The sequence below is a fragment of the Rothia sp. HMSC069C01 genome (assembly GCF_001814655.1).
Taxonomy (GTDB): domain Bacteria; phylum Actinomycetota; class Actinomycetes; order Actinomycetales; family Micrococcaceae; genus Rothia; species Rothia dentocariosa.
Genome location: NZ_KV817375.1, coordinates 30,147 through 41,997 on the forward strand (window position 1 = coordinate 30,147; position 11,851 = coordinate 41,997).

The following is an 11,851-nucleotide window of genomic DNA, read 5'->3' on the forward strand; positions in this document are numbered from 1 at the left end:
CGAGTATCAAGATTGGTCTTCATACGAGAGAACGAGCTCCGTACCATACCGATGCGCTGCATACCCTATGCCGTAGCCAAGAACCGCCTAGGACGCAGCGGTAACCTTGGCAGAACTAGGCGAGGTATCCTCGCCACGAATCAGCTTCGACTGGGCGGCTTCCACAAGATCCTGCGGCACAAACCCGTTAGCGCTGCGCGGTGCATTGTAGATCTCAGCGCTGAGGATACCCTCGCGCTTAGAGACAATCGTGGGAACCAAAGCTTGCCCGGCAACGTTCAAGGCGGTACGTCCCATATCAATAATCGGGTCAATCGCCAATAGAAGACCCACTCCATCAAGGGGAAGACCCACAGTCGAAAGGGTCAGAGTGAGCATCACGATAGCGCCCGTTGTACCTGCCGTAGCGGCAGAACCCAACACCGACACCAGAATAATCAGCAGATACTGCGAAATATCCAGGTGCACCCCGTAGAATTGCGCCACAAAAATAGCTGCCAGCGCGGGGTAGACGGAGGCGCATCCATCCATTTTGGTCGTAGAACCCAGCGGCACTGCAAAGGATGCGTATGCACGCGGCACGCCGAGATTACGTTCGGTAACGGCCTCAGTTATGGGCATAGTGCCCATCGAGGATCGTGATACGAAACCAAGCTGCACTGCAGGCCATACGCCCGAGAAGTACTGTTTCACAGAGAGCCCGTTGAGCTTCACGATCAGGGGATACACCACCAGGAACACGAGGAGCAGACCCGCATACAGTGCCGCAATGAACTTCACCAGCGAGCCCATGGATGTCCAGCCGTAGGCATAGACGGCGTGCCCGATCAGACCAATCGTGCCCAGCGGAGCGAGGCGAATAATCCACCACAGCACCTTCTGAATAATGGCGAGCGCGCTCTTGACGATATCGATAAAGGGCTTAGCCGCATCGCCCACCTTCAGAGCCGCAATACCGATAGCCCCCGAAATCACGAGCATTTGGAGCACGTTAAAGGAAACCGAAGAAGTTATACCGGAGTCGGTGGTTTTCGTGGTGACCTCAAGCCCTAAGAAATTGGAGGGGATAATCCTGGTCAGAAATGCTGTCCATGATCCCCGGGCGCTGGTGCTGCCCGAGGCGCTTACCTCGGCACCCACACCAGGCTGCACGAGCAGCCCCAGTACGATACCGATGGAGACCGCAAAAAATGCTGTAATAGCAAACCAGATAAGAGTCTTAACCGCTAAACGCGCCGCATTCGTTACCTGCGAGAGATTCGAGATTGAGGCAACGACGGCGGTAAACACCAGCGGGATCACCGCGGCCTTAAGGAGAGTCACATAGGACGTGCCGACAGCGTCTAGAGTGGCCATGAGCCAGTTGGGGTTATTTTTTGCATCGCCGCCGAGGGCGAGTGCAACGTACCCGAGCGCGATGCCCAGAATAAGGGAAGCTATAATTTGATGTCCGAAAGAAGTAGCCCAGCTGGGAAATCTAGATTTTTGCGGTGTTTCATGTGTAGTAGGCATGGCGTTACTGTAGACCCGTAAGAGAAAACAGCGGTAATTAGTGTGACGAACTATGACTGTATGACATAGCGTGACCGTGCAAGCGCCACCGAAAAAGACCCGAGGCACGTATTATTGCTAATTTTTATCGGCTCAGAAAAGCCTTTGTGCGAGGCGCGCTTGGTATCCTGAAAAGAGCCTGTTATCACCGAGACAGGATAGTGTGAAGGAGAAATGACCCGTGAGCGGGGCCGAACATCAAACCGCAGATGCCGCAGACATAGAGTATCCGGAGAACGCACAGGACAATCAAGACCTCAAGTCCCCTCCTGCACGCGGTACCGGTAAGAAAGTGCTCGCAGTGTTCGGTGCCGGTGCCCTTTTGGCAGGCGGCGGCATATTCGCCTATAACTCTTTGCACCAGAGCGAGGAAGCCTTCAGTGCGGACGGTGAAGAATACGCTCAGGTTTGTCAAGACTCCAACACCGGGCTGCGCGTTGAGGATGAGCAATGCGAGAAGGCAGAGAAAGAGGCTGGGAATACTTCTTCGGATTCCAGCTCTGGTTCTTCGGGCGATTCTCATTCCGGAACTCAGAATTCCGGTAATTCGGGCACGACACACCATTCCGGTGCAACCAACGCGTTCCTGTGGTACTACCTAGGGCGCCGCAGCGCCGGTACCACATCCATCCCCGCCGTGGGATCATCTCTGAGCGGCGGCAGCACCACACGCCCCAATTCGGGAACGGTATACAGCGGTCTTTCCCGCAGCGGCGGCGGATTTGAATCCTCCTATAAGAGTGCTAAAAAGACTTCCACCTATTCCTCGGGCAAGGTGACGGAATCGCGCAGCGGCGGCAAGACTACGACCTCTAAGGGAACGGGGCTGACAGGGAATAACTCGGGCGGTAAGGGTGGAAGCAGCTCGAATAATAAAGGCGGCTTCGGCGGAGGCTCGAAGTCCGGAGGCGGTACCTCCGGCGGATAGCCCGCTCCGCGTATTTTCTCAAGGGATACAAACACCCGGCCGACGTATCTATATCTGCGCCGGTTGCTCTATACGCCTCGCAGATGAGAATTCTCTACAAGTTCCTATACTGCACATCGTACTCAGCGGCGGTGTCTTATCACGAAAGATAATATGAAACGCGAAGAATTTCCGGTGGGACGCCCCGGCTGGGAACAAACCATTATTGATGAAGGCCTGACCTATAGCGTTGATGGTCCACACGATCTGCAGCATTACTGGAATGAGTATGCGGCCTATGTTTTTACACCCGCAGAAATGACCAATCTGCGGGACCAGGCGCGTGAGGTTCATCAAATGTGCCTGCACGCCATTGAGCGTATGGCATCTGGTGCCTACGGAACACTCGGTCTTCCCGAAGCCGCCTTTAACCTGGCTAAAGAATCGTGGAACCGCCACGAACCGGATTTCTACGGTCGCTTCGATTTCATCTACTCCGGCGTGCCCGGCGATCCTCTCAAACTCCTGGAATACAACGCCGATACCCCAACCGGCATCGTTGAGGCCACTATCAGCCAGAAGACATGGGCGAGCGATCAACGCCTCGACACCCGCGGTTACGTACACTGGGGTGAAATTGGTGAGGCTTTTACCGAACGCTGGCGGCAAATGTTTGCGCACGATCTCTCTCATGGGCGTTCGCCACGACTGCACTTAGCGAGTGTAACCGAAGAAATCGATGTTAACGATGAAGACTATAACAACCTCTGGCTTATAGCCCATGCCGCCAATCGTGCGGGACTGACCACGAAGCTTATCCGTATCGACGAGGTTATTTTCGATGAGACCCTAAAAATCTGGAAAGACCCTGAGGGAGAGCGCATCGAGAACCTTTTCAAGCTTTATCCCTGGGAAGATATGGTGACCGATAGCGAAAGCGGTTACGATAAGCTGCTCTTCGCCTACCACGATATGATGAACCGTTGGATTGAGCCCGCATGGAAGATGTTCCTGTCGAATAAGATTCTGCTCGCCGCGCTATGGGATTTATACCCCAACCATCCCAACCTCTTAGAAACCCATGTAGGTACGCGAGGCGGTCTGAAGAACTGGGTGCGTAAACCGATATTTGGTCGCGAAGGCGATGGCATTGAGATCAATGCTCCCGATTACGATGTCTTTGTGCGTGATGAGGACGATGACCACTTTATCAACGTACCTGAAAGCGAATTTGTGTATCAGGATTTTGTTGCCCCGCCGGTGTACTCGGGGATTATTAACCGCACTAACCTGCCGATGCTGGGCATCTGGATGGTCAATGGCGAGGCGGTCGGTATGGGCATTCGCGAATCGGACAGGCCTATTACCGACTACGAATGTCGTTTCGCCCCGCATCTCGTACAGGTCAAACCGAACCTTATTCCGTAGCCGGTGTATCGCGTTTGACCACACTAAAACCCGTACACTTTACTGTATATTCGTAGGTTTATGTACAATACGCAGCACAATATACGGGTTTTAGCGCCAGCTCTCTAGGGTCTAGCTTTATTCCCCGGTAAAGTGCAGGGATTTAATCATCGTCGTCGTCATCCTCATCATCACTATGGGGCATGACCTCATCGGTGAGGGCACGTCGTAACGTATCGAGCCCTACCGAACCGAGCATAAGAGCTTTCGTGTGGAACTCACGTAAAGACAGCCCGTCCCGAAGCGCATTGTCCCGAAGTTGAAGCCACAAACGTTCACCTACCTTATAGCTGGGCGCCTGCCCGGGCCACCCTAGATACCGCAAGAACTCAAAACGGATAACGCTCTCGGTACCCTCTAGATTGAGTTTCAAGAACTCGTACCCCAGCTCAGGAGTCCACAAGGTGCCTGGTTCAACCCCCAGCGGTTCAGTCCAAGCATCGGGGATCGGAAGCTCACAGTGCACGCCAATGTCGAAAACCACGCGGGCGGCGCGCATCCGCTGACCATCCAACATGCCCATACGGTCTCCAGGATCGGTCAAGAACCCGAATTCTTCCATCAGACGCTCAGCGTAGAGCGCCCAGCCTTCACCGTGCCCGGAAACCCAGATCAGCTGCGAACGCCATTTATTCATACTCTCACTCATGACCAGCGCAATAGCCGTCTGCAGATGATGCCCCGGAACGCCCTCGTGGTACACCGTCGAAGTCTCGCGCCACGTGCCAAATGTATCGTCGCCCTTAGGAACAGACCACCACATGCGCCCGGGGCGCGAAAAATCGGGGGAGGGGCCGGTGTAATAGATACCGCCCTCATGGGTAGGGGCGATGCGGCATTCTAGACGCAGCATTGGACCGTCAAGATCAAACTGGGTACCTGCGAGCTCGTGCACTGCGTGATCCGAGAGCGACTGCATCCACTCGCGGAGCGCATCGGTTCCGTGCAGGGTGCGTGACGGGTCGGCATCCAGGATCTCTTTGGCACGTTCAATCGATGCTCCGGGTTCGATCTCTTCGGCAACCTGCCGCTGTTGAGCGATAATGCGGTCAAGTTCCTGCACACCCCATGCATAGGTTTCATCAAGATCGACAGAAGCCCCCAAGGATGCCCGAGAGTGCAGGGCATAGAGTTTGCGGCCGACCGCATCCTGCTGGGGAGCTGCCGGGAGCAGCACCTCGTGCAAGTACGTCTTGAGCGTGGCGTACCCATCTTTTGCCGCTTTAGCACCCCGCCGCGCCTGCTCGGCAAGATCCGGTACCGCTTGAGTAATCTCGGCGGCAAGCTCGTCGAAGAAACCGTCCTCGGCGATATACTCGGCGATCTGCTCGATAACAATCTCTATCTGTCGACGCGGCGAGACATGGCCGGCAACCCGAGCCGTATGCAGAGTCTGAACAAACCCGGTGATCGCCTGCGGAACGTTGAACAGACGCCCGGCAATATTAGCCCAATCCTGCTCGGTATTTCGCGCCATCAGATCGAACCCGCCGCGAATCTCTTGAGGAACCGAAACAATGTTGTTTAACTGCCAGCCGCCCAGCCCCGCACGGTGGCTCTCAAGACTAAGCCCCAGACGCTCCTGCATGGCATCAAGAGTCACAAGATCAACATCATCTATGGGAATGACCTGATCAAGTTTCTTGAGGGTCGCGCGTACCAACTGGATATAGGCTTCCTCCCCGGCGGGGGAATAGTCGCGAAACTGAGTCGCGACACCCGTGCGCCCCTGCTCTGTCGCAATGACGGGGTCTAAATCTAGAACCGCTTCGTAGAATTCGTTGGCGATGTGATCGACGTCGGTCAGCGCTCGCTTGACGCGGTAAATCTCCGGAATTTCGTGGTGAATGCTCATACTTTTCATACTAACGTAGCGTGGCATACAGCACGGCATTATTGCGCTGTATGTCCAGTATCCAGTACGTGAAGCGCCGAAACTTGCGTGCACCGCATACGCCGCGACGGCGGCTGAGCAATCCTGAGATTATCAGCCACCGTCGCGTGAGGGGTACTTAAGATAATTACGATGCAGCGGAGCCAGAACCGCTGAAATACGCGTCATCGAGCTCTATAGTCCCGGGCACCCGACCGTCACGAATACCCAAACGATGGGCAATTAGACGGTTCATGAGCTCGTCGCCCGCGATAAGATCCACCAGAATATGCGGGTACTTGGTGGAGCATCGAATGTACTCATCGTATGCATCATCACCGAAAGTTCCATCCGTGATAAACGCACCCAGTTGACCGCCCAATTGTTCCAGAGAGAGGTACAGGTTGGTAATATCCTGTACGCTGACCGTACCGTCGGCTGAGCGCTGAGCCCGCACATAGAATGCGCGGTCGCGTTGCCCACCAGAGGGGTAAGCAATAACCTGAACACCCTGTGAAGCATCCGCACGTTCAGCCGTATATCCGCGTACTGAGAACAAGTCTGCCGCAATATCGGTGAAACGGTCCTTCGTCACCGCCTGCAGCTGGGGCTGAAGAAGCGCACGTTTGAAGATATCGCGGTAGCGCCTCTGCGCATCCTGCACGGCATTCCTTGCGGCTTCGACGGCGCTGAGAGCGTCCGAAGGTGCATCCGACGATTGCTCTACACCGGGTGTCTGAGACGGTACCGGCGCAGGTGCCTGGTAGGCGGGGGCAGGCTGGGTGAAAGACTGTGCAGAAGCGTAAGCTGCCGAAGAAATACCCGAACCACCCTGCGCCTGGGCAATGTTCTGCGGGGTCGCCTGAACGGGGGCACCATAGCCCGAGCGAGGACCCGACCCGTAATGCCCGCGCGAATTCTGGTAGGAATAGGAATCCTGAGAATGCTCTCGCTTCTCATAAGGTTTACGGCCAGTATTGAGCGCAGCCGCAATATCCTCGGGAAGTTTGTGCCGAAGTGCCTGCTTCTGAAGCGGTACGATACGCGCGGCAACAGTCTCCGGAATACCGTTGGGGAAGCGATCCAAAAGCTCTATGGCGCTCTGCGTAAGTGTGTACCGTTCGGGATCCTTGCGAGAAAGCCTACCGCTCTGTCCACCGTGAACCTGCAGATAGCCTTCCTGCTTCAAAACCTGAACCGCAACCGCGTACCGGTTGCGCACGCGAGGAGTCGTATTGGAGCGATGCGGCGCTAAACGAGCCTGCAGATACGGCAAATCCAGCGTGTCCTCAACCTTCGCGAACAGGTCGTAGAAATTGATATCCGGGTTGTCACGCACCAAGGCCAGAATATCGAAAAGCATATGATGCGGATGCGGAATCTGTTCCGCCGCCGCGGGATCGAGGAACGCACGGCGCATCAACTCGTCAATCGAGCCGTCCTCTACGCTACTAAGAGCATCGGCGTAGGCAGTCCCCACCATGAAGACCTCTTGCTCATCTTCATCTCCCTCTTCAAGGTAACGATGCGCCAACAGCACGTCATAAACATGTTCGCGTCCTTGCAAATACTCAGGAGAGTCTTCGTCTGCAAGCTGCTGAATCTCAGCATCCTGGGCAATAGCACGATCCACATCGGCCAGGGGCAGCTTCGCGTTCTCGCCTTTGGCGAGTACCGCATCCATGATGACGCGCCCCATACGAATGAGAAGTTTCTCATGGTGTTTAAGCTGATCCACCGTGAGCAGGGAGACGGGAGCATCATCGAAAATATCGCTGAGTGCTTGGGCAGGTACCCCGTGCGGGAAACTGTACCGCAGATTCTTACCCTCGGTCGTGAGCGCATATGCGATCTTATCGTGGTGCTCCTTAGGGCGCAGGTAGCCTGCATCAAGAAGTCCACGCACAGATTCGGCGCATGATGTCTCAAAAAGCTGCTGTTCCAGTTGGGTGAGACCGTACCATCCCTGCACAAAGCCACATTCGCGCATCACAAGCTCACGAAGTTTACTCTCTGTAACGCTCAGATGCAGCGGAATAACCGATAGGGCAATAGGAGCAATATTGCGCACATTAATTTGAGCCAGCAGTCGCGGATAGTAATCCTGCATATAGAACAAATGCGTGCCAATAATGGGATAGAAAAGATCCTCTAGAATTTCACGCTGTTCGTCCTCAGCGCGCTGAAGAAAATCAAGCCCACGTTCGCTCAAAGAATAGAGCAAATTTCCCGGATGCAGATTACTGAGCGATACATCAAGATAATCATGATTTACGAATGCGACAATAATTTTGTCAATCGCATCACGAAATAGCACGGATTTACCCACCGCAATATAGCGCTGGGTCATGGTGAAACCTATTTCAACCCCAACTGGAGTGTAAAGTTCGGGAAAAAGCAGTTTCTGTCCGTGCTCATGTGCTCGTTCAAATTGGCGCAAAAGCGCTAATGCCGCTCGAACCGCAATATCACGGCAATCATCGCGGTATTCCTCTGGAATATCATCCCAGGAAAGCGCTTTAAGAATGTTATCTACCGGTGTTTTCTCATGCCGAAGCATGTTCGTATTTACGATGGTCACAAGTACCCCTGTTGATATCTATATTTACTGTTCTACTAGTATAAACGGGAAAAAGGAATAAGTGTATTCATCCAAAAGGATGAATTATGGCAGGAAGGCGCGCAGAACTGCTGATCCAGCTTTGCGGTCTATTTATACAGGATTCTGCTGTCCTTCGAAGGTATCACTCATGAGAATCCTGCGGAATCCCGCGGGAGAAGTACTCTTCATCAATTCTGTAGGTGCATTCTCCCGGAGTATGAATGACCCCCACACGGTGTCGAATCATCAGTGAAACTAAACGGTCACGATCAACCAGAGCAATGCGGTTGCCCCCGGGAAGAGCTTCCATTTGTTGCGGAACCTGCGCAGCAAATTCTCCACAGGTAACAAAAACACCCTGTAACCCATTGTGTAAAAGAACTGCTCCAGCAAATTTTTGAATATCGCGGAGGGTTACTTTTGATGATCCGCAATAATGTTTTGCTTGAACATAGATAGGCGGAAAACAAAGTTCTTTAGGATAATGTACTAGAACATCAATCCCGTGATCGTTAGGACCGCCTGTAACTGCTGCATGAAAAGTCCCTAAAGAATTAAAGACATCTGCCACAATATATTCAAAATATGTCGGTGAAACAGCATAAATACGTTCGATAAGATCACCGGCAAAATCTGCCGCATATGCCGCCTGAGCCAAAATAAGATCGGGATGCGCATCCCGCAAAGACGCACCGGAGCTCAACGGGGTGGTCATCGGGGTATACGAACTATGTTCGTGTTTATCTTGGGCTGGGGTATCGTGGGAATCCAGTTTGTCTGGATCCTTAGGAGCGCTTGCATAAAGCGGAGTAAAAAGTTTTTGGAGCTCATATCGAGCGCTTTGGGGAATGACGCTGCCGCGGCGCCGAATCTGCGCCGTTAGAATGTCGGCACCGGAATCGCTGAGCAGATAGCGAGTTTTCGAGGTTGTGGTTTTGGGAACGACCAGCACATAGTCCAAGCGAGCCATCGCCTGGAGCGTAGCCTTGACCTGGTGCATAAAAGCATCGGATTTGAGATCCTGAAGTTCTTCTTTGGTGCCTAAAGCGTGTGTTTGTTCAGAGAGGGACTGCGATATATCCGCCACGGTGCGGGGGACTGCACGGCTAAGCCGCCGCAGAGCCGGCAGAAAAAGAATCTCAACGGCCTCAAGCGGCACAGCATAATTTTTGTATTCTTTAGACATACCTGAACCACCTTTCGGGCATTTTAGTGTGGTTCGCTATATATACCTAGTATATAGGGCATCTAAATATCTTCCAGAGAAGCCATACGTATTTCTCTTCATATACGTCGAGCCTCGTACGTTATAGCGCACGAGACTCGATATTTTGCCGCAGCGAAGGCAAGGTTACATCGGGCGAGCCCTACGCCACGATCCCGGACCGGGACGCAGCGAAGCCCCCAGCCGCTGACGCCGGTTAAGCAAACGAGAAGCCGCCGTCAGAATCGAATTGTGCTCCTGCTGAGCCTGCGAACTCTGATATGAAGCTACCAATACGGTGAGTGCGGCAATCTCCTCAACCGTCGGATTACCCTTGATAACACGCAGCAGAGGCTGCTCGGAAGATTGTGAATCATCCTGAATATCCGCAGGATCCACGGTATCAGCATGCGGGGCAGCCTCCGAAGTGCCGTCCTGCGGTAAAACCTGATCAGCGGACTCTTTGGGAGTCGTAGGAGCATCCTTCTTCTTCCCGAAGGAGAAATAATTCAGCGGATTGTAGCCTGCCACAGGCGCCTCCTGACAATAAATAACCGATAATGCAGTATCTTGGTTCGAACTCCGGTCAGTACTGCATCACAACGTGAACTAAGAGCAGTCAAGAACTACAGCGGAATATTCCCATGCTTCTTCGCTGGCATAGCGGCACGTTTATCATGCAGTGCGCGAAGAGAAGAGATAATACGCACACGGGTCTCATGCGGAGCGATAACCTCATCCACATACCCCAACTCGGCGGCCTGGTACGGGTTCAGAATCTCTTCCTCATACTGCTCAATCAGCTCAGAACGGCGTCCCTCAACATCTTCGCCAGCCTCCGCAGCTGCGGCAAGATCACGACGATAAAGAATATTGACCGCACCCTGACCATTAAGCACACCCACCTGGGCGGTAGGCCACGCCATGTTAATATCGGCTCCCAGAGTTTTTGACCCCATCGCAATATATGCGCCACCAAAAGCCTTGCGGGTAATGATCGTAATGAGCGGTACAGTCGCCTCCGCATAGGCGTAGAGCAGTTTAGCACCGCGGCGAATAATACCGTTGAACTCCTGATCCGTACCCGGCAAGAATCCGGGAACGTCCACAAACGTCAAAATCGGAATATTGAAAGCATCGCAATTACGCACAAAACGCGCAGCCTTCTCAGCGGCGGCAATATCGAGACATCCCGCAAACTGTGTAGGTTGATTTGCCACAATACCCACTGTGCGACCCTCCACACGGGCATAACCAATCATGACATTCGGGGCGAATAACGCCTGAAGCTCGAAGAAATGCCCATCATCAACCACGGACTCGATCACATTGCGCATATCATAAGGCTGATTCGCAGAATCGGGGATGAGAGTATCAAGATCCAGATCATCCACCACGACCTCAAACTCCTGATCATGATCCAACGGCAGCGACTCTGACAGGTTATTGGAGGGCAAGAATTCCAAAAGCTCCCGCACGAAATCGAAAGCGTCTTCTTCATCTTCGGCAAGGTAGGCACTCGTGCCGGTCATTGCATTATGCTGACGGGCGCCGCCCAAGGTTTCCATGTCGACCTGCTCACCGGTGACCGCCTTAATAACGTCCGGACCCGTGATAAACATATGTGAGGTTTTATCGACCATCACAATAAAATCAGTGAGCGCGGGGGAGTATGCGGCACCACCTGCGCAGGGACCCATAATAATTGAAATCTGTGGAATAACGCCCGAAGAACGCACATTCATCCGGAAAATATCGGCAAACAGCGCCAGAGAGGCCACCCCCTCCTGGATGCGAGCCCCGCCGCCATCGTTAATGCCGATCACCGGGCAGCCATTCTTGAGGGCAAACTTCTGCACCTTCACGATCTTCTCGCCGTTCACCTGCGAGAGCGAACCCCCGTACACCGTAAAATCTTGAGAATAGATAGCGACAAGACGCCCATCAATGGTGCCGTAGCCTGAGACTAAGCCGTCACCGAGTGGTTTTTTCTTATCCATACCGAAAGCCGTGGTACGGTGGCGAGCTAAGGCGTCAAACTCTACAAAAGAACCCTCATCGAGAACCATGTCGATGCGCTCGCGTGCCGTATTCTTACCGCGTGCATGCTGTTTATCTACAGCGGCCTGCCCGCCGGGGGCAAGGGTCTGCTCGCGACGAGCATAAAAATCGGCGAGTTTACCGGCGGTCGTACTCAAGTCGTATTCCTGAGCGTTCTCAGACATGTATTCCTCGATTCGTGCGGCA

General features: G+C 53.6%; 8 protein-coding genes. 2 read left to right on the forward strand and 6 right to left on the reverse strand.

Going from position 1 to position 11,851, the window contains the following annotated elements:
* Nucleotides 1-87 precede the first annotated feature (87 nt).
* Nucleotides 88-1,512 carry a dicarboxylate/amino acid:cation symporter gene (locus tag HMPREF2981_RS00120; protein ID WP_070659836.1) on the reverse strand — a complete coding sequence of 475 codons (1,425 nt, stop codon included), beginning with the start codon at nucleotides 1,510-1,512 and terminating at the stop codon, nucleotides 88-90.
* A gap of 220 nt (nucleotides 1,513-1,732) precedes the next feature.
* Here HMPREF2981_RS00120 and HMPREF2981_RS00125 point away from each other — a divergent pair, with 220 nt between their 5' ends.
* Nucleotides 1,733-2,479: a hypothetical protein gene (locus HMPREF2981_RS00125; protein WP_070659839.1), complete on the forward strand. Its 747-nt coding sequence runs from the start codon at nucleotides 1,733-1,735 to the stop codon at nucleotides 2,477-2,479.
* A gap of 153 nt (nucleotides 2,480-2,632) precedes the next feature.
* Nucleotides 2,633-3,886 (forward strand): glutathionylspermidine synthase family protein, encoded by a 1,254-nt coding sequence (locus HMPREF2981_RS00130; protein WP_070659842.1) that lies wholly within the window; start codon nucleotides 2,633-2,635, stop codon nucleotides 3,884-3,886.
* 142 nt (nucleotides 3,887-4,028) lie between these two features.
* Here HMPREF2981_RS00130 and HMPREF2981_RS00135 read toward each other — a convergent pair whose 3' ends face one another.
* The 5 genes from HMPREF2981_RS00135 to HMPREF2981_RS00155 form a co-directional block, all read right to left on the reverse strand.
* Nucleotides 4,029-5,780, reverse strand: coding sequence for a DUF885 domain-containing protein (locus HMPREF2981_RS00135; protein ID WP_070659845.1), 1,752 nt, complete (start codon nucleotides 5,778-5,780; stop codon nucleotides 4,029-4,031).
* Nucleotides 5,781-5,946: 166 nt separating this feature from the next.
* A complete protein-coding gene (locus HMPREF2981_RS00140; protein ID WP_246825172.1) occupies nucleotides 5,947-8,379 on the reverse strand; it encodes a restriction endonuclease in 2,433 nt (810 codons plus the stop codon).
* A 163-nt stretch (nucleotides 8,380-8,542) separates the two neighbouring features.
* Entirely contained in the window at nucleotides 8,543-9,586 is a 1,044-nt protein-coding gene (locus tag HMPREF2981_RS00145; protein WP_048778626.1) for a restriction endonuclease, read from the reverse strand.
* A 165-nt stretch (nucleotides 9,587-9,751) separates the two neighbouring features.
* A complete protein-coding gene (locus HMPREF2981_RS00150) occupies nucleotides 9,752-10,135 on the reverse strand; it encodes an acyl-CoA carboxylase subunit epsilon (RefSeq protein WP_048778628.1) in 384 nt (127 codons plus the stop codon).
* Nucleotides 10,136-10,230: 95 nt separating this feature from the next.
* Nucleotides 10,231-11,829: an acyl-CoA carboxylase subunit beta gene (locus HMPREF2981_RS00155; RefSeq protein ID WP_070659848.1), complete on the reverse strand. Its 1,599-nt coding sequence runs from the start codon at nucleotides 11,827-11,829 to the stop codon at nucleotides 10,231-10,233.
* Between the last annotated feature and the right edge of the window lie 22 nt (nucleotides 11,830-11,851).